The organism is Streptomyces sp. NPDC048415 (genome assembly GCF_040651675.1).
GTDB lineage: Bacteria > Actinomycetota > Actinomycetes > Streptomycetales > Streptomycetaceae > Streptomyces.
On the sequence record NZ_JBEZKJ010000044.1, the window covers coordinates 21179 to 38485 of the forward strand.

Below are 17307 nucleotides of genomic sequence, written 5' to 3' on the forward strand. Positions count from 1 at the left end.
CCGTCGATCCGAAGCTTCAGGTCCTCGGCGTTGGCGTGGGCGAAGTCGTCAGCCGGCGTCCGCAGCCGCAGACCGGGCCGGTCCGGGACGGCCAAGCCGCGGTTGGCGAGCAGCGAGCGGACCTCTCCGATGGCCTCGGTGACCCTGGAGCGATCCGCCCAGTACGACTCGGCGAGCGCGGCATGCGGCAGCCGGGTGCGTCCAGGAACCGGAGCACATCGGCCCGCATGAGTTCGAAGGAGTAGTTCCCCGGCCAATCGCTTCGGCCGTGACCGCGAAGATCGAGGGCGTACACGCGTCGGCTGCGGGTGAAGACGGGCGCCACCGCGTCCCAGCCGGTGGCGTCCTCGCCCAACGCGTGCAACAGGACGAGCGGTGGAGCATCCAGCGGACCCGACGCCTGATAGGCCAGCAGGACCCCTCCCACGTCGAGCGAACGGTGCTCAACCATGTCCGGAGTATGCGGAAAGGCCCTGCCGGAGACCGGCGTTCACCAGCGGCCGAACCACCATCCCCAGTCAGCACCCCGGATCCTCCAGCCACACGGCCCTCACCCCGATCAGCCGACCACGTCGTTGGTGCCCTGCGACTGTGATGGGCTACTGCCCCTCGGTCGTGCGGCCGCTGTTCAGCGTTGACTCGATTGCGGACGGGTAGGACCGCGAGACCGAGAAGGACGGTCTGGCGCAGGACCGACTGCACCGGTACATGAGATTGGGAGGCGTCGACGGCGCGTCGTGTTCGATGTTCATGAGAAACGACATCGCCCCCCAGCACGCCCCGCCGTCGCAGGGCCTAGGCACGAGAAGCCGCGATGAGGCCCCAAGGAGCTCTGCGTTGTGTTTCGACTCCTTGGCATCCGGCCACGGACCTCGCGCAAAAACCCGTTTGGCGGACCATCGTGACCACTGCTACGTTTCCGGAGGCCGTGCGAGAGATTGAGGAGGTGGTACCCGTGAACGCAGTATCGACATGGGTGCTCCCCTCCGGGGTCACGGTCGGGCGGTAGGTCGTCCGGGAGCGCCGTTCAGTGCACTCCCGAAAGGCACGACCATGCGTTTCACTTCTGAACAGCGTCTCGACGACGGTGTCCTCGAGCGCGAATTCACCCTCGGCGAGATCCCCGGCACCCTGTGGACGCCCGCGTCCGCGTCGGCACCGGCGCCGCTGATCCTGCTCGGCCACCCCGGCGGACTGCACAAGATGTACCCCCGGCTGGCGGGGCGGGCCCGGCACTCTGCGACGGAGGGCTTCGCCTCGGCCACCATCGAGCTCCCCGGCAGCGGTGAACGGCCCCGTTGGGCCGCCGCCGAGCAGGCCCGCGCCGACCTGCGCCGGGCGCTGGAGGCCGGCGAGCCGGTCGACGACGAGATCATCGACGCCCTCATCCTCCCGCTCGTCGAAAAGGCGGTCCCGGAATGGCAGGCCGCCCTGGACGCCCTCCTTTCGCTGCCCGAGATCGGCGGCCCGGTCGGGTACTCGGGGGGAGTGATCTCCATCGGGATCCGGCTGGCGGTGGTCGAGCCGCGCATCTCGGCCGCCGTTCTGTTCGCCGGGAGTTTCGTACCTCGCGCCATGTTCGAGGAGGCCCGCCAGGTCACCATTCCGCTGCACGTCCTGCTGCAGTGGGACGACGAAGGGAACGACCGGCAGGCGGCCCTGGACCTGTTCGACGCCTTCGGCACCAAGGAGAAAACCCTGCACGCCAATCTCGGCGGGCACACCGGCGTCCCGCAGTTCGCAGGGGACGCCGCGGCCCAGTTCTTCACCCGGCACCTGAAGTGAAGCCGGGCCGTCAGGCCACCAGCAGACGGTAAGCCGCGCTGACCAGAATGCTGCTCGTCGAGGGAAGGTCCCGGCGCTCCTCTGCTGTGTGTACCGTGGGCCCCTGTCAACTCGGCAGGGGCCCACGCTGCCCGAAGCCATGAACAGTTCGATTTCTGCAGTGCTTCGAGTGCTCTCGTGTCCATGTGCTGCCGGTTCTCGTGAACAAAGCCATTTGATCCCCTTGTGCATGCTGTGCGGACGCATCAGGGCTTCGTCGCGGTGCCCGGCCGATGCCTTGTCTTCATCGGCGTGCTCCCGCACGTTGAACGAGACACGGCGAAATCGTTGCGTCCGACCGCAGTCGGTGATGTGGGGAGACGTCGACGCGCAGGCACGGCGAGCCCCGCGCGCACCCGGCTGCCGACGACCAGTCGGCTCAGTCTCTCTGCGCCGAGGGCGGACCAAGACGGGGCACACCCAATCCTCCTGCTCGCTCAGGGCGGTTCACCATCACTCCCGTCACTCCGCAGCCGCCGGTCTCGCTAAGTACCCCAGCACGTATGAGCTGTTCAAGCGGCTCGCCAGTCGTGCGGGGTTCCGCGCCCGGCCGCACATGCTGCGGCACTCGGCGATCACGCGGTGGGTCCGCTCCTGTGTGGCCCGCGATGTGGCGGCAGGTCGTTCAGCGTGGAGTCCTCGTGTCAGTCGTCTCCTGACGGCATCGGGTCTTCCCCGAAGCCGAGTATGGCGGTGGACTCAGCGCCAGTCGTCGATCACGTAGGCGTCTGGGTGGCTGTAGCCAGGTTCGTTGGGCTTGTGCATGGTCACGCCTTGCAGCCAGGTACGGAAACCGCGGTCGACCATGCGCCGGTAGGCATCCTGGCGGGCCAGGTTCATTCCGGCGTCCAGTTGCCCCAGTCCCTTCTCAGTGGCCAGCTGCTCGCACGCATTCAGCAGTCGTTCGAACCGGTCCGCGGCGTCCGGGCCAGGGCGTACGGCGCCGAATTTGACGAAGCACACGTCCTCACCGGCCTCCGACCCCGCTCCGCAGTGGCAGACAGCCAGACCGTCGAGGTCGGAGTCGGCGCCCTCGAGGAGGATGGTGTCACCGAGCCCCTGCGCCTGTGTGGCCATGATCTCGCGCTCCAAGCTCAGGCCCTCGTACACGGCCCCCGTCAGTACGCGACTGAGGCTCAGTGCGTCGGGCCGCTCAGCGGCGGTCAGCTCGCCATACAGCACTCGGCCGGGGACTGCGGCACTGACGGCGACCTGTTTCTTCATGATGGCTGTAAGGAATCGGGGCCAGAAACCGTACCGGCGGTAGAGCTCGAGGTGCTTGGGACTGTGCGAGAAGGTGAACAGGCCGAGGTGGCGGTTCTCCCAGGTGTCGAAGCAGGCCATGACCGGTTCCATGAGGCGCCTGCCGATGCCCTGGTCCCACAGATCCGGACGTACGGTCAGCGGGCCGAAGAACCCGACGCTGCCCCAGTTGGCGGCGAAGTTCGATCCGACGACCTCGCCCTCGACGGTCGCTGCGAAGGCCGCGTGTGGATCTGCCGCCCAGCGGGTGCGGACATAGTCGGCGGTCCCGAAGAACGTCTCCGGCTCAGGGGCCCCGAGGAAGGTTCCGAAGGCGACCCTGAAGATCTCGTCGGCCCGATCCAGGTCCGGCTCAACCAGCGGGCGGACCGACACCGAGGCGGCGACACTCGTTCGCTTCACTGCGGGCATGATCGCTCTCCTTTCCGCCCCCAGTTCCATCGCACCACGGACGTGCGCTGCGGGCGAAGCGACAGGTCCGGCGGTACCTCAAGGATCGAGCGGCCGCGTTCCCCGACGACCGGGCGGCCCCGTCTTCCTGCCGATCGACGACCCGCTGGGCCCCGGTCCGCCGGGCGCCTCCGAGGAGCCGGAGGAGCGCCGACTGTGCCGGCTCTACCGCCTCGCCCCGCCATGGTTATCACCGCCGTCGACAAGTTCGCCCAGCGAACTATCGAAGCCCGCCATGGCTACTGACCTTAAATGCGTGATGTCGTCATGGTGGCTGGCGTCGGAGGCCGGTGCCGGTGAGGCAGCCGTCGAGGACGTCGTGGCGGTACTGGAGCTGGCGGAGGCCGCGTCGTACGGCAGTGATCAAGTCATCGGGGTCGGCGAAGGCACGATTGGCCACGGTGTGCGTCGCAGGACGGACCAGATGCCCTCGACCGGGTCGTCTGGGACGGCTACAAGGTCCACCTCACCGAGACCTGCGAGCCGGACAGCCCGAACCTGATCACACACGTCGCCACGACCGACTCCACTGTCCAGGACGTGCGGGTGGTCGCCCCGATCCATGCCCACCTCGCCGAGCGCGACCTCCTGCCCGACCGCCACCTGGTCGAGGCGGGCTACGCCACAGCCAGGGATGTGGTCACCGCCCGCAGGAATCACAAAGTCAACTTGGTGGCCCGATTCTCGCGTCCACGAGCTGGCAGACCAATGACGGCGGCTTCTCCCAGGCGGACTTCGCCATCGACTGGGAGAACCGGCAGGTGACCTGTCCCAACGGCGCGACCAGCAGCCGTTGGGCCGAAGACCGCTGCCAGGAAGGGGCAGCGGTGGTCCGGGCACGGTTTCCGACGGCTGCCTGCCGTCCCTGCAAGACCCGAGAGCAGTGCACCCGCCCCAACAACAAGTCGGACATGGGCCGTCGGATCACCTTCCGCCCGCAAGCGGAGTATGAGGTGATTCAGCGGGCACGGACCCAGGAAGAAACCAAGGAGTGGAAGGAACAGCACGCACACCGGGCCGGTGTCGAAGGCACGATCTCCCAAGGTGTTCGAGCCTTCGGCCTGCGGCGATGCCGCTATCACGGTCTGGCCAAGGCCCGACTGCAACACCAACTCACGGCCACCGCTATGAATTTCCACCGCCTCAACGCCTGGTGGATCAACACTCCGCGGGCCCGGACGCGCGTTTGTCATCTGGCAGCCCTCCGGCCCACTGCGCAGAACTCCTGCTCGTAGGCGTTCGCCCCAGCGGCGACGGTTCAGGCATAGCGGCTGAAAAGGGACTCAATGTATCCCTCCAGCCTTTGAGCCAGGACACTGGCTGTCAGATCGACGCGGCCCAGTTCACGCCAGGGGACAGCGACCTTCTCCGCGTCCGGAGCGAATCCCAGCGCGTCCAGCAGCCGCCAGTAGAGATGGGCGGTGCCCTCTTCGGCCAAGGTTCCTCCCGCAGCGACGTAGCGATCGGCGAAGCGCATGCCTGCGGGAATCCCGTGCAGCAGGGCGAGGGCCGTCGAGCAATGGGCCACGTCCAAGTCAGCCGGCCCCCAGGATGTCTCCACCCAGTCGACGACACCACTGATCTGAAGATCATCGTCGGTGCCTGTGAAGAGGACGTTGCCGGGATGGAAGTCCCGGTGCAGGAAGCAACCCTGATAGGCCGGGGGCTCCCGGCGGATGACGTCGACGGCCCGCCGCCAGAGCTCAGGCCGCTCGGTGGCTGCGGGCAGAGTCACTCGCTCGGGAGAGGCCCAGGCCTGGTAGGTGCGAGGCCGTTGTTGCGTGGTCACCGGCAGCTGATGGACACGCACCAGTTGCCGGGCCAGCTGTTCAGCGCGGTCATCAGCACCCTGATCGCCCAGGCGCACGGTCCCCGGCAGCAGGGACATCAGCAAGGAGGGGTGATCGCAGTACTGCGCCGTCGCATCCACCGCCGCGAGTGTGGCCGCGGGCACGTCCGTGTCACCGAGCAGGCGCAGGATAGTCGCCTCACGGGTCAGCAGGCCCTCCGCGTGCCGAACGAAGAAAGGCTTGACGAAGGACCGCAGGACGAGTGAGCGCCGACCACCCGGACCACAGAGGTCCAGGCGGCGCATCTCCGACGTCCAGCCGCCGCGCAGTCGCACAACCTTTTCGATGCGCTCCGCCTCGGATAGCCCTTTCTCCACCCAGGAGCGCGTGGCACCCCAGCCCTGACTGTCAAGATCCGCGCCGATGCCATCGGCCCCCTCGCACGAAACCATTGAGGCAGGCTATCCGTCTCCCGGCGAACGCATCGCGTGAACTGAATCCGCCAACAGTGTCGTTCGAATGCCGAGGACGGGCCGCTGTTGCTTTCAGGGTGAGTCAGCCAAGCCACGACGTCCACGACGTACAGGCATCCAGCCGAGCGGTTGATCCAGTAGACCGCGGTGAGCTGTCCGACCGAGGCGGCGCGGACGTGCTCGCCTTCGGGGTCGCGGGCGTCGAAGGGCGGGGAAGGACCACGGGTCGCGCCCGGCGATGTCCAGGACGTTCCGGAGCATCTCGCGGGCATGGTCGGACAACTCGCCAACGGTGCCTGCTGCCTGGGCCGACAGGCGTGCAGTCCAGGGCGGCAGATCGCTCACGTACGGGCCCCGAGGACCTGGTCCAGGTCGATGCCGTCGGAGTCGTCGCAGCCGCCGGCGAGGAACGCGTCGACGGCCGGAGGGGCAGCGAGCCGGGCCCGCCAAGTACGGACGACGTCGTGGACCGGGGCGAGGCTGTAGCTGTGCCGGGCGTCGTCCAGGGCGCGCGCCCAGTCCTGCTCGAACGCGGGCACCCACGTGTCGGCGCGGCGGTCGGCGCGGAGTTGGGCGAGCAGCTGGGCGGCGGCGGCCGGGGCCGGCGCAGTGGGGGCTTCTTCGGGCTGCGCGCTCATCGGCTCCTCCAGGGTCGTATCGCCACCGTACGCGCGGTGCGGGGTGGTGAGGACGGACATGGGGTGATCCCTTTCCAGTGGGCGTCAGCCGACGCCGGTCTGTGTGTTGGCCCTCGGTGCTGGCGTTCCTCACGGCGGAGTTCACCAACCCAGAGGGCCGACATCACGCGAAGGGCCAGAAGCTCCTGGAGCGGGTAGGAGAGGGCCATCGCCCCTTTCACGGTTTCGAGTCCTACGATCTCCCGGCGGATGAGGGCGTAGCGCGGGTCCTGGCGAGCAAGGTGCCAGTCCGCTACGGGCGCGGGCAGCCCGCCTCCTCGTCCGCCTCACCACGTAGGACACGGTCTTACTGCGGCAGCTCACTGTCCGGGATGCACTGCGTGCATCGTCGCCGCTTTCGATTGGTCGTTCACTAAAACGAATGGACAGATCACTGCCTGTTGCGGCCTTCGGCAGGGTGATTGTGACATTCGCGAGCCGCCGCTCGTCACCAGGGCCGTAGGCTCCCTGGTCATGCGCATACCAAGACCCGCATGGTTCGCCCAGCGCCGCCTAGTAGCCGCCGCCGTCCTGGCTGCCGTATTCGCAACCGGCTGGTATCTGGGACAGCCCGTCGTGCCCTCACGGTGCGAGGTGTCGGCGGTGCCCGTGCGGTACAGCGACTACCTGGCGGCCGACAGACTTCAGGGCTGTGCCGACAGGTCGCGCCTCCTGGCTTGGCTCGCAGGAGACTTCCGCTAGGAGCGGGACGGGCCGAGGCCATGGCGGCGCCGGCTGTGGCAACGCCCTGACCGGCGCACTTAACGTTTAATGAGACGAACTGGCGAGGAACGTACTAGTAGATAAAGGGCAATCCACCTACATCAAACGCCCACTAAGGGGCGGCGGAGTGAGGGCGGTCAGAGGCCCAGGAGGCGAGGATGCGCAGGCGGTCGTGGGTGACGCTGTTTGCGGGGGCCGCCCAGCTGACGACCTGTTGGTCGGGGGCGGTGCTGGCGGTGAGGGTGTCCCAGTCGAGTGAGAGTCCTGATCGTGCACTGACGCCCGGCCCGAGAAGGCCAATGCGCCAGCGAGGCCGGTGCGGTGGCCATGTTTCGCTGGAAGCTGCCCCGAGGCGATGCCCCGCCGGAGGCCACGGCCGTCGACGCAGCGGTGTTGGGCGGGGCCGTGGCGGCCGAGAGCAGTGTCCCTCGCGCTGGTCGACATGACGTCGGCCGTCTGATGCGCTCGGCATGGCCTATGTCAGCGTCGGCGTTGGTCGGCGCGCAGTTCGAAGTCGCCGTAGCTGTTGTCGGCGCGGTTGACGGTCACCCCGGGTGCCACGATCTCGTCGATGCGGTCAAGGACGTCGGCCGCGAGGGTGACATCGGCGGCAGGCAGGAATGCCTCCAGTTGCTCCATGGTGCGCGGGCCGATGATCGCGGAGGTGACGCCCGGATGGTTGATGACGAAGGCGACGGCCAGCTCGATCAGGGTGAGGCCGGCCTTCTCCGCCAGGACCGCAAGCTGTTCGACAGCGTCGAGCTTGCGCTGGTTGGCGGGGCTGGTCATGTCGAAGCGGGCCGCGGGGCGCGCCGTGGAGGCCGGGGCGGGGGTGTTGTCCTTGCGATAGCGGCCCGAAAGCCAGCCTCCGGCGAGCGGGCTGTAGGTGAGGGTGCCCATGCCGTGGCGGCGCACGGTGGGCAGCACGTCTTCCTCGATGCCGCGGACCAGGATCGAGTACGGCGGCTGCTCGGTCACGAACCGCTCCAGACGCCGCTCCCGGGAAGCCCACTGGGCCTCGACGATCTGGGAGCCTGAGTAGGACGAGGAGCCGATGTAGCGGACCTTGCCCTGCTGTACGAGGTCGGAGAGGGCGCCGAGGGTCTCGTCGACGTCGGTGTCCGGACTGGGGCGGTGAACCTGGTAGAGGTCGATGTGATCGGTGTCCAGGCGCCGCAGGGAGTCCTCGATCGCGCGCATGATCCAGCGCCGCGACCCTCCGCGCTGGTTGGGGTCGTCCTGGCTCATCGGCATGAAGAACTTGGTGGCCAGGAAGACGTGCTCGCGGCGGCCCTTGAGCGCCTTGCCGACGATCTCCTCTGAAACGCCGGCGGAGTACACGTCGGCGGTGTCGATGAAGTTGATGCCCGCATCAAGGGCTCGGTGGATGATCCGGATCGAGTCGGCCTCGTCTTCGTTGCCCCAGGGGCCGAACATCATCGCGCCCAGGCAGAGGGGGCTGACCTGCACACCGGTGCGGCCGAGCGGTCGGTACTGCATGAAGCTGTTCTCCTCGTTCGTGTCCGTTTGTTTAATCGTTCCCTGGCCGGTCGTTGCTGGAGGAAACGGCTGTTCCGGTGCTCGCCCAACTGGCGAGGAGACCGAGTGCCTCCCGCTCTCGCGAGTCCGGTTCAGGGGTATAGAAGTTGAGCCGGAGGCCGGGGTCGGCCGGCAGCTCCATCGCCTCGTAGGGCAGGGCGAGAGCGCCGACCAGCGGGTGGTGCAGGTGTTTCACGCCGGAGCGGTGGAACTTCACGTCGTGGCGGGCCCACCGGCGGGCGAAGTCGCTGCTCCTCGTGGTCAGCTCTCCGATCAGATCGGTCAGCGCCTTGTCGTGCGGTGCCCGGCCCGTCTCGGTCCGCAGGAAGGCCACCGCGTCGTCGGCGCCCTTGTCCCAGTCGACCCAGAAGTCCGTGCTCGCGGGGTCCAGGAACATGAAACGGGCGCTGTTGACCGGACCGCGCTGCGCGAACAGCGGTGAGTCGAAAACGGGTGCGTACAGCGCGCGGCCCAGCCCGTTGGTGGCCAGGATGTCGAACCGGGCGTTGCGGACGTACGCCGGTACGTCCGTCATGGAGTCGAGCAGCCGCAGGATCGTGGGCCGCACCCGGGAAGCGGTCACTGTGGGCCGCTGGCCTGAGGGAGTGGCCGCGCGGGCCAGGTCGTAGAGGTGGGTGCGCTCGGCCTCGTCGAGTTGCAAAGCGTGCGCAAGGGCTTCGAGGACCGAGTCGGAGGCTCCACTGAGGTTTCCGCGCTCCAGCCGGACGTAGTAGTCCACGCTCATGCCCGCCAGCAGAGCGACCTCTTCACGGCGCAGACCTGCGACCCGGCGTTTCCCGCCGAAGACTGGCAGCCCGGCCTGCTCCGGAGGGATCCGAGCGCGCCGGGTGCTCAGGAACTCGCGGACCTCGGCGGCCAGGTTCTTCTTCTTGTCACGCTCAGTCATGGTCGGACCTAGGAAGCTTGATGGGCGATGCGTCATCGGGCGTGTCCCCGGGCCGGTCGGCGTCGAACGTGGGATGAGTGAAGGCTTCGGCGTGGGCAGCCAAGTGCACTGGGACCTCCTCTTGCTCGGGCGGTGTGGATCTGGCCTGCACCCTCACGGTAGGTCCGTCGGTGAGCGCCTGCGAGGTACTGCCATTACCTGGAAAAGGAGTGACTCCCACCTGCGCGTCCGCCCGCGGTTTCCTGGAGAAAGCCAAGGGCTGCGAGTCCTGAGTGGGCCCGATGAAACCGACCTCAAGGAACACCGTGCGCGCAGCACTCATGTACACAGTCGGCGATGCCCGCGTCAGGCATGGCGCCGACCCGCGCCTGAAGGAAGCGCAAGGCCCTCAAGGTGCTGGTGCGGCTGTGAACAGGCAGCCTGTGGTCAGCACGGTGGACGCCTCTGCCCGCCTCGGCGGCGCATCGTCCGCCGCCTGGACAATCACCGGAACCGACGGCAGAACGACGCTGACGATGGGGCTGGTGACGCGATGACCACCACCGCACTGCGCGCGTCGGCACCTGCGTCGGAGGGGCGACCCGAGGGGACTCCGGTCCACGCGACGCTGATCCTTACGATCATCTGCGTCAGCTACCTCATGGTGATCCTCGACAATTCGATCGTCTTCACCGGGCTGCCGCAGATTCGCTCCGACATGGGGTTCTCCGAGACCGGCCTGTCCTGGATCACCAATGCCTACGTCCTGGTCTTCGGCGGGCTGCTGTTGCTGGGAGCCCGGGCTGGTGACCTGTTCGGACACCGCAGGGTGTTCCTGTTCTCCCTGGTCGTCTTCTCGCTGACCTCGCTCCTGGTGGGCGCCGCGCAGACCCAGTGGTGGCTGATCGGCGCCCGCGCGATCCAGGGCATCAGCGCCGCGGTCCTGGCCCCCTCCGCGCTCTCGCTGCTCACGCGCAGTTTCGCCGAGGGCCGGGCCCGTAACCGGGCGATGGCCGCCTACAGCGCTGTCGCCGGTCTCGGCGCCGCTTTCGGGCTGGTCGTCGGAGGTCTCGTCGCCGACCTGATCTCCTGGCGGGCGGGGTTCTTCCTCAACGTCCCGGTCGGCGTCGTGATGATGGTGCTGGCCCTGCGGTTCCTGCCCGGGACCGAACGCCGGCAAGGCCGCTTCGACATCGCCGGGGCAGTGCTGGCGACACTGGGTTCGACCGCACTGGTCCTCGGCATCGTAGAGGCCGCCGACTTCGGCTGGACCGCTGTCTTGACCCTGGTGCCGCTGGTGGCTGGCGTGGTGATGCTCGGGCTGTTCGTCCAGGTGGAGCGGCGGGCCGCGCAACCGCTCGTGCCGCTGCGGCTGTTCGCCAGCCGGGAGCGCTCCGGCGCCTACCTCGCCCGGATGCTCTACATGGGCGCGATGATGGGGTTCTTCTTCACCGCCCAGTTCGTGCAGAGCGTCTACCACTGGACACCGCTGCAGGCCGGCCTCGCGTTCCTGCCGATGACGCTGGTCAACTTCGTCTTCGCCGTCCAGGTTCCCCGGCTGCTGGAACGGGTCGCCAGGCCGCCCGTGCTCCTGACCGGGGTTGTCCTGACCACGCTGGGCATGGCGTGGCTCAGCCGCCTCGACCTGCAACCCCCCTACCTGACCGGCGTGGCCCTACCGATGGTGCTCATCGGCGCCGGCCAGGGCCTGACGCTGGCCCCGCGGACGCCGGGGCCGGATCGGGCCTGGTCAACACCGTGCACCAGATCGGCAGCGCACTGAGCCTGAGCATCCTGACCGCCGTGGCCGCCTCCGTCTCCACCGGGCACGCGGCCGCGGATATCGCGGCCCGCTCGGGAACGGCCCTGACCGGCTCCGCCGTCCTGCTCGCGTTGGCGGCCGTGACCGTCCTCGCCCTCATCGTGCCCGCACGGGCTACTCACAACGAAAGGACTATGTGATGCAGACCCTCACCCTCAACAACGGCGTCAAGATGCCCGCCCTGGGACTCGGTGTCTTCCAGACTCCGCCCGACGAGACCCAGGCCGCCGTCAGGGCAGCGCTCGACCTCGGCTACCGGCACATCGACACCGCCGCCGCCTACGGCAACGAACGCGAAGTCGGCCAGGCACTGCGCGACGCCGGTGTGCCCCGCGACGAGATCTTCATCGAGACCAAGATCTGGATCAGTGACTACGGCTACAACGAGACCCTGCACGGCTTCGAGAAGAGCGCTGCAAAGCTCGGTGTCGACGGGATCGACCTGCTGATCCTGCACCAGGCTCTGCCGTCCGAGTTCGACAAGACCCTCGCCGCCTACCGCGCCCTGGAGAAGCTGCTGGCTGACGGCAAGGTCCGCGCGATCGGTGTCAGCAACTTCATGGTCGACCACCTGACCACGCTGCTCGACGCCACCTCCGTCGTCCCGGCGGTCAACCAGCTGGAGATCCACCCCTACTTCCAGCAGCGCGCCGTGCTCGACTTCGACGACCAGCACAACATCCTCAACCAGGCGTGGTCCCCGATCGGAGGGATCACCTTCTACCCGGGCTATGGCGAGGACCGCACGAGCGTCCTCGAGGACCCCGCCGTCACGCGCATCGCCGAGGCGCACGGCAAGAGCCCCGCCCAGGTGCTGCTGCGCTGGGGTCTGCAGCGGGGCCGCTCGGTCATCCCCAAGTCCACCAAGCGCGCCCGCATCGCCGAGAACATCGACGTCTTCGACTTCGAGCTCACCGCAGACGAGCTCGCCGCCCTGGACGCGTTGGAGACCGGTCGGCGTGGCGGCCCCGAGCCCGAGAACGTCACCCTCGCCGCCTACGGCCGCGCCATCCCCGAAGCCTGACTCGCCCCCTCAGCACAGCTCCGCTCGAAGGATTCACCGTGTCCACCACCGTCAAGGCGTTCGGCGCCCCCGACGTACGTCAGCCGCTCGTCCCCCTCACCATCGAGCGGCGCGACGTCGGCCCGCACGACGTCAAGCTCGACATCCTGTACTGCGGCATCTGCCATTCCGACATGAACTTCGTCGGCGGCGAGTTCGGCCCGCTGCCGACCAGCCCGCTCGTTCCCGGCCACGAGATCGTCGGCCGTGTCACCGAGACCGGGTCCGACGTCACCCGCCACCAGGTCGGTGACCTCGTCGGCATCGGCTGCATGGTCAACTCCTGCCGCGAGTGCGCGAACTGCCGAGCCGGTCAGGAGCAGTACTGCCTCAACGGCCACACGCTGGTCTTCGGCAGCCCCGACCCGGCCGAGCCCGGCGTTCACACCCAAGGCGGCTACTCCGAGGCGATCGTCGCACCCGAGGACTTCGTCGTCCGCGTCCCCGACAGCCTCGACCCGGCCGCCGCGGCACCGCTGCTGTGCGCGGGCATCACCGTCTACCCAGACATCAACACCGCCTACGAGCGGATCCTCGCCTCCGACGTCCGCTACCGGTTCGTCATCGACGGAGCGACCTTCGCCGAACTGAAGGCCTGAGCCACCGTCCTCAGGGCGCCCGACCACGGACGCCGGCCCCACACCGTCCTCGGAGACCCGTCCCCGAGGCCCGTGACCAGCTGGGAGGAATGACCATGACGCACTGGAGCGACCCCGACCTGGCCAAGGTCAGTGCGGCAGAAGAACTGGACCTGGAGTCCGAGCGCGCCGACGGCACCCTGCGCGACCGCGTGACCATGTGGGTCGTCCGCGCCGGCGACCACCTCTACGTCCGCTCGGTCAAGGGCACCGACGGCCCCTGGTACCGGGGCACCCAGTCCCGCCACCAGGGCCACATCGATGCCGGCGGCGTACGGCGGAACGTCACCTTCCGCGAGGCCGATCCCGCAGAGTACGCGGCCGTGGACGCCGCCTACCGGGAGAAGTACGGCCGGTACCCGAGCATCGTCGAGCACGTGCTGACCGACCGCGCCCGCGAGTCCACCCTCCGCCTCGAACCCCGCTGACACCAGCTCCCCCCTTCCCCTGTCAGACGAGATCCGCTCATGCGAGCCACCCTGATGTACACGGCCCAAGACGTACGCGTCGAGGACGTCGCCGACCCCACGATCCAGCAGCCGACCGACGCTGTCGTGCGGATCGTGCTGTCCTGCGTCTGCGGCAGCGACCTGTGGCCCTACAAGTCCCTGGCATCCACAGACAATCCCCGCCACATGGGTCACGAGTTCATCGGTGTCGTCGAGGAAGTGGGTTCCGAGGTACGCACCCTCAAGCCCGGCGACGTGGTCGTGGCCCCTTTCGTCTGGGCCGACAACACCTGTGCGTACTGCCGCGAGGGCCTGCAGACCTCCTGCCCGCACGGCGGACAGTGGGGCGTGAACGGGGTCGACGGCGGACAGGGCCAGGCCGCCCGCGTTCCGCAGGCCGACGGCACCCTGGTCAAGATGCCCGTCAGCGAGGATTCCGAACTGCTGCCGGACCTGCTGACCCTCTCCGATGTCCTGTGCACCGGCTACCACGCCGCCCACACCGCAGGCGTACAGCGCGGCGACAACGTCACCGTCATCGGCGACGGCGCCGTGGGACTGTCCGCCGTCATCTCCGCCCGGCTGCTGGGCGCCGAGCAGATCATTCTCATGGGCCGTCACCGCGCCCGCACGGACCTGGGCCGCGACTTCGGCGCCACCGACGTGGTCGCCGAGCGCGGCGACGAAGGCGTCGCCAGGGTCCGCGAGCTGACCGGCGGCGAAGGCACCCGCAAGGTCCTCGAATGCGCCGGGCTGAAGGGCGCACTCGCGCAGAATTTCGGCGTTGTACGCGACGGCGGCACCGTCAGCCGGGTCGGGGCTCCCCAGTTCACCGACGTTCCGTTCGGGTTCGCCGACTTCATGCGCAACATCACCCTCACCGGCGGCGTCGCACCTGCCCGCGCCTACATCGAGGAACTGATGCCCCACATCCTCGACGGTACGATCCGGCCTGGCCGCGTCTTCGACCGCAACGTCAGCCTGGAGGACATCGCCGACGGCTACCGGGCGATGAACGACCGCGAGGCCCTGAAGGCGCTGGTGCGCCCGTGACCGCCCGCAAGCCGAACACCGAACCGGCTGCAGCCGCCGATCACTCCGGAGGAGTCTTGGCGTACCGCGCCTATCTCCAGGCGATGACCGACGGGGACAGCGAAGCCCTCGACGCCCTGCTCGACGACGAATTCACTTTGACGCATATGACGGGCTACGTGCAGTCCAAGACCGAGTGGCTCTCCCAGATGCGCGCCGGGCAGTTGTCTACCACAACATCAAGGAGAAGGGCCTCGATGTGCACACCGACGCCGCCGGCGCGGTCCGGCTGGTCGGCCGCACGCTGATCGGCGCAACGGTCTACGGCACACGCGCCGAGTGGCGCCTGCGTCTGACCGTGGACTTCACGCGACACGACGCCACCTGGACTGCTGTGCGGACCGTCGCCACCACCTGGTGACCGCACCTCCCCCTCCGTACCCACCGGCTCTGCCACCTGCGGCAGTGGTCCAACTGCACCCCTGCAACAAGCTGGGTGAAATGGCGCACCCGTCGCCTCCTCACCGACACGGCAGCCACAGGCAGAGGATCACGTCCGGAAACCAAACCGGCAAGCACTGGGTCTGGGGCAAGAATGGGTCGATCAGCAGCGGCAAGGCCGGTGTCTTCTACTCCAAGTAGGCGCGGCCGGCTGATCGCCGGAACGGCGCTGCTGATCGCGGCGGCGGCCCTGGTGGCCTGGCTGGTCCGGCAGGGACGAGATGGCGCAGGTACACGGGACGGTCACGCGCTCGACGGAGGCACGGCCTCCCAGAGTGATGTGGGGTACGAGCATCTGCGGATCGGCAAGCAGTACTGGCTGAACCTGCCACAGGCGACCAACGTCAGCGGTGAACCGGTGACCATACTCAGGGCCCGGTTCGTCAGCCTGCCGAAAGGATTGGAGCTGATCGGCTAAGACGACGCCGTCGGCTACCTGAAGAACAAGGCCGCCTACCTGCGCTACGACCTCGCGCTGGACGAAGGCTCCCCGATCGCCACCGGGATCATCGAAGGGGCGTGCCGTCACCTGGTCAAAGACCGGCTCGACAACACCGGTGCCCGCTGGGGCCTGGCCGGCGCCGAGGCAGTCCTGAAACTCCGCGCCCTGCGCAGCAACGGCGACTTCGACACCTACTGGGCCTGGCACGAGCAGCAGGAGTTCACCCGCAACCACCAGGCCCGCTACCGCGACACGCTCATACCCGCACCTTGATCGCCACCCTCAGCTGAGGGTGGCGACGATCGGAGAACGACCGGAGAATATAGAGAGAGGTGTGCCTTCTGGAAGGAGCTTCCGATGGCATGGCAAATTGAAGGGACGTATTTCGAGAACTGCAATTGCGATATGGTCTGCCCCTGCTCCACCTCCGGCCTTTCCGCCCCGGCGGACAACGACCGCTGTCATGTGGCGTTGGCATTCCACGTCGGATCCGGCCAGGTTGACGACGTCGATGTGAGCGGATTGACGATCGCCGTGGTGGGCGATGCCCCGCAGCTGATGAGCGAGGGCGGTTGGCGGATGGGCCTGTTCGTGGACGCCGCCGCCTCGCCCGAGCAGGCCGAGGCGCTGGGAGCGGTGTTCTCCGGTCAGCGAGGCGGACCGATGGAGGGCCTGGCCCCGCTGATCGGCGAGATGCTGGGAACGGAGACCGCCCGGATCGACTACAGCGATGACGGCCGGAGCCACCGAGTGAAGATCGGAGACGCGATCGACATCGCCGTCGAGGACTTCGTCTCGCCCCTGGATTCGACCGGAAAGGGTGTGAGGGTCAGCGGAATCGGCTTCCCGGCGGACACCCTGGCGGCGGGAACCGCGACCAGGTCGCGGGTGAACGCCTTCGGGCTCACCTGGGACAACGAAGGGAAGAACGCCTTCTCGGCGCCGTTCGCCTGGTCGGGCTGAGTGTCGACCTCGTCGGCCCGACGGGCCGTCGCCCCCGCCGCCTGGGCCGCGCTGCTCGTGGCGGCGGCGCTCGCCTGGGTGCTGACCGTCCGCAGCTCGTCCGGTATGTCGGCGGGACCGGGCACCATGGGCCGGGACCTGTGGGAGTTCCTCGCCCTGTGGGCGCTGATGATGGCGGCGATGATGCTCCCGGCGGTCGCGCCCGTCGTCTCCCTGTATCTGCGTACGCTGCGCGCCCGCTCGAACGGCTGGACGCGCGGCTTCCGCAGCGCAAGCCTGGTCGCAGGCTACCTCCTTGCCTGGCAGGCCTTCGGCCTCGCGGCGTTCGCCGCGGCCTGGGCGGGCGGCGAACTCGCGGTCCGGGCGCCGCATGTCGCCCCCTGGATCGGCGCCGTCGTGCTGGCCGCCGCCGGCCTGTACCAGGTGACCCCGCTGAAGGACCGCTGCCTGCGCCACTGCCGCTCCCCGCTCGGCTTCCTGGTCCACTTCGGCGGCTACTGCGGCCGCTGGCGCGACCTGCGGGTCGGCCTCTACCACGGTGGTTACTGCGTCGGCTGCTGCTGGGGCCTGATGGTCGTGCTGGTCGCGGTCGGCGTGATGAACCTCGCCTGGATGGCCGGGGTCGCCGCCGCCGTGTTCCTGGAGAAGACCTGGCGCCACGGCAAGGCACTCAGTGTCCTGATCGGCCTCGGCCTGATCGTCTATGCCTGCTTCGTGCCCTGGTACCCGGATCTGGCCCCCGGGCTGCACATGGCCCAGATGTCCTAGGGCC

Annotated in this window: 18 protein-coding genes and 4 pseudogenes; 14 read left to right on the forward strand and 8 right to left on the reverse strand. The window is 68.4% G+C overall.

Annotation, left to right across the window (positions count from 1 at the left end):
- Window positions 1-16 precede the first annotated feature (16 nt).
- Window positions 17-451, reverse strand: a complete 435-nt coding sequence (locus tag AB0D27_RS25935; protein WP_362513234.1) for an alpha/beta fold hydrolase — start codon at window positions 449-451, stop codon at window positions 17-19.
- A 602-nt stretch (window positions 452-1053) separates the two neighbouring features.
- Between AB0D27_RS25935 and AB0D27_RS25940 the strand changes: the two genes are divergently transcribed.
- Window positions 1054-1785, forward strand: coding sequence for an alpha/beta hydrolase (locus AB0D27_RS25940; RefSeq protein ID WP_362513237.1), 732 nt, complete (start codon window positions 1054-1056; stop codon window positions 1783-1785).
- Window positions 1786-2523: 738 nt separating this feature from the next.
- On the opposite strand, the gene AB0D27_RS25945 is transcribed toward AB0D27_RS25940, so the two are convergent.
- A complete protein-coding gene (locus AB0D27_RS25945) occupies window positions 2524-3498 on the reverse strand; it encodes a GNAT family N-acetyltransferase (RefSeq protein WP_362513240.1) in 975 nt (324 codons plus the stop codon).
- A gap of 304 nt (window positions 3499-3802) precedes the next feature.
- Window positions 3803-3984 (reverse strand): annotated as a pseudogene (locus AB0D27_RS25950) (DDE endonuclease); the annotation flags it as partial.
- A 314-nt stretch (window positions 3985-4298) separates the two neighbouring features.
- On the opposite strand from AB0D27_RS25950, the gene AB0D27_RS25955 reads away from it, so the two are divergent.
- Window positions 4299-4772 (forward strand): transposase, encoded by a 474-nt coding sequence (locus AB0D27_RS25955; protein ID WP_362513243.1) that lies wholly within the window; start codon window positions 4299-4301, stop codon window positions 4770-4772.
- 23 nt (window positions 4773-4795) lie between these two features.
- Here the strand turns inward: AB0D27_RS25955 and AB0D27_RS25960 are convergent, their stop codons facing one another.
- The 5 genes and pseudogenes from AB0D27_RS25960 to AB0D27_RS25980 all read right to left on the reverse strand — a co-directional run bounded on the left by AB0D27_RS25960 (window position 4796) and on the right by AB0D27_RS25980 (window position 9646).
- Window positions 4796-5779, reverse strand: coding sequence for a phosphotransferase (locus AB0D27_RS25960; RefSeq protein WP_362513246.1), 984 nt, complete (start codon window positions 5777-5779; stop codon window positions 4796-4798).
- A gap of 362 nt (window positions 5780-6141) precedes the next feature.
- Window positions 6142-6498, reverse strand: coding sequence for a DUF6247 family protein (locus AB0D27_RS25965; RefSeq protein WP_362513249.1), 357 nt, complete (start codon window positions 6496-6498; stop codon window positions 6142-6144).
- A gap of 814 nt (window positions 6499-7312) precedes the next feature.
- A pseudogene (locus AB0D27_RS25970) lies at window positions 7313-7462 on the reverse strand (transcriptional regulator); the annotation flags it as partial.
- A gap of 218 nt (window positions 7463-7680) precedes the next feature.
- Window positions 7681-8700: an aldo/keto reductase gene (locus AB0D27_RS25975; protein WP_362513252.1), complete on the reverse strand. Its 1020-nt coding sequence runs from the start codon at window positions 8698-8700 to the stop codon at window positions 7681-7683.
- A 31-nt stretch (window positions 8701-8731) separates the two neighbouring features.
- Window positions 8732-9646, reverse strand: coding sequence for a helix-turn-helix transcriptional regulator (locus tag AB0D27_RS25980; protein WP_362513255.1), 915 nt, complete (start codon window positions 9644-9646; stop codon window positions 8732-8734).
- A gap of 532 nt (window positions 9647-10178) precedes the next feature.
- On the opposite strand from AB0D27_RS25980, the gene AB0D27_RS25985 reads away from it, so the two are divergent.
- The 12 genes and pseudogenes from AB0D27_RS25985 to AB0D27_RS26040 all read left to right on the forward strand — a co-directional run bounded on the left by AB0D27_RS25985 (window position 10179) and on the right by AB0D27_RS26040 (window position 17303).
- Window positions 10179-11408 carry an MFS transporter gene (locus AB0D27_RS25985; protein ID WP_362513258.1) on the forward strand — a complete coding sequence of 410 codons (1230 nt, stop codon included), beginning with the start codon at window positions 10179-10181 and terminating at the stop codon, window positions 11406-11408.
- Complete coding sequence (locus tag AB0D27_RS25990) at window positions 11384-11587, forward strand: hypothetical protein (protein WP_362513261.1); 204 nt, start codon at window positions 11384-11386, stop codon at window positions 11585-11587. Before AB0D27_RS25985 ends, AB0D27_RS25990 begins: the two co-directional genes overlap by 25 nt.
- Complete coding sequence (locus AB0D27_RS25995; protein WP_362513264.1) at window positions 11587-12471, forward strand: aldo/keto reductase; 885 nt, start codon at window positions 11587-11589, stop codon at window positions 12469-12471. The genes AB0D27_RS25990 and AB0D27_RS25995 overlap by 1 nt, the downstream gene beginning before the upstream one ends.
- Before the next feature lie 38 nt (window positions 12472-12509).
- Complete coding sequence (locus AB0D27_RS26000; protein WP_362513267.1) at window positions 12510-13109, forward strand: alcohol dehydrogenase catalytic domain-containing protein; 600 nt, start codon at window positions 12510-12512, stop codon at window positions 13107-13109.
- 95 nt (window positions 13110-13204) lie between these two features.
- Window positions 13205-13576 (forward strand): DUF2255 family protein, encoded by a 372-nt coding sequence (locus AB0D27_RS26005; RefSeq protein WP_362513270.1) that lies wholly within the window; start codon window positions 13205-13207, stop codon window positions 13574-13576.
- Window positions 13577-13615: 39 nt separating this feature from the next.
- Window positions 13616-14650 carry a zinc-dependent alcohol dehydrogenase family protein gene (locus tag AB0D27_RS26010; protein ID WP_362513273.1) on the forward strand — a complete coding sequence of 345 codons (1035 nt, stop codon included), beginning with the start codon at window positions 13616-13618 and terminating at the stop codon, window positions 14648-14650.
- A gap of 83 nt (window positions 14651-14733) precedes the next feature.
- Window positions 14734-14811: pseudogene (locus tag AB0D27_RS26015) on the forward strand (hypothetical protein); the annotation flags it as partial.
- Window positions 14812-14825: 14 nt separating this feature from the next.
- The gene (locus AB0D27_RS26020) at window positions 14826-15050 is read left to right on the forward strand and encodes a hypothetical protein (RefSeq protein WP_362513374.1); all 225 of its coding nucleotides are present in this window, start codon (window positions 14826-14828) and stop codon (window positions 15048-15050) included.
- A gap of 201 nt (window positions 15051-15251) precedes the next feature.
- The gene (locus AB0D27_RS26025; protein ID WP_362513276.1) at window positions 15252-15548 is read left to right on the forward strand and encodes a hypothetical protein; all 297 of its coding nucleotides are present in this window, start codon (window positions 15252-15254) and stop codon (window positions 15546-15548) included.
- A 15-nt stretch (window positions 15549-15563) separates the two neighbouring features.
- A pseudogene (locus AB0D27_RS26030) lies at window positions 15564-15845 on the forward strand (ISKra4 family transposase); the annotation flags it as partial.
- Window positions 15846-15929: 84 nt separating this feature from the next.
- Window positions 15930-16535: a DUF1326 domain-containing protein gene (locus AB0D27_RS26035; protein ID WP_362513279.1), complete on the forward strand. Its 606-nt coding sequence runs from the start codon at window positions 15930-15932 to the stop codon at window positions 16533-16535.
- Window positions 16536-17303, forward strand: coding sequence for a DUF2182 domain-containing protein (locus tag AB0D27_RS26040; protein WP_362513282.1), 768 nt, complete (start codon window positions 16536-16538; stop codon window positions 17301-17303). It abuts the gene before it with no gap.
- Window positions 17304-17307: the final 4 nt, after the last annotated feature.

Excerpts from the sequence above, each read along its gene's own strand:
- AB0D27_RS25960 (WP_362513246.1), bottom strand. The coding sequence starts at position 5,779 with ATGGTTTCGTGCGAGGGGGCCGATGGCATCGGCGCGGATCTTGACAGT.
- AB0D27_RS26005 (WP_362513270.1), top strand. The coding sequence starts at position 13,205 with ATGACGCACTGGAGCGACCCCGACCTGGCCAAGGTCAGTGCGGCAGAA.
- AB0D27_RS25980 (WP_362513255.1), bottom strand. The coding sequence starts at position 9,646 with ATGACTGAGCGTGACAAGAAGAAGAACCTGGCCGCCGAGGTCCGCGAG.
- AB0D27_RS25945 (WP_362513240.1), bottom strand. The coding sequence starts at position 3,498 with ATGCCCGCAGTGAAGCGAACGAGTGTCGCCGCCTCGGTGTCGGTCCGC.
- AB0D27_RS25940 (WP_362513237.1), top strand. The coding sequence starts at position 1,054 with ATGCGTTTCACTTCTGAACAGCGTCTCGACGACGGTGTCCTCGAGCGC.
- AB0D27_RS26010 (WP_362513273.1), top strand. The coding sequence starts at position 13,616 with ATGCGAGCCACCCTGATGTACACGGCCCAAGACGTACGCGTCGAGGAC.
- AB0D27_RS25965 (WP_362513249.1), bottom strand. The coding sequence starts at position 6,498 with ATGTCCGTCCTCACCACCCCGCACCGCGCGTACGGTGGCGATACGACC.
- AB0D27_RS26035 (WP_362513279.1), top strand. The coding sequence starts at position 15,930 with ATGGCATGGCAAATTGAAGGGACGTATTTCGAGAACTGCAATTGCGAT.
- AB0D27_RS25985 (WP_362513258.1), top strand. The coding sequence starts at position 10,179 with ATGACCACCACCGCACTGCGCGCGTCGGCACCTGCGTCGGAGGGGCGA.
- AB0D27_RS25975 (WP_362513252.1), bottom strand. The coding sequence starts at position 8,700 with ATGCAGTACCGACCGCTCGGCCGCACCGGTGTGCAGGTCAGCCCCCTC.
- AB0D27_RS25935 (WP_362513234.1), bottom strand. The coding sequence starts at position 451 with ATGGTTGAGCACCGTTCGCTCGACGTGGGAGGGGTCCTGCTGGCCTAT.
- AB0D27_RS25995 (WP_362513264.1), top strand. The coding sequence starts at position 11,587 with ATGCAGACCCTCACCCTCAACAACGGCGTCAAGATGCCCGCCCTGGGA.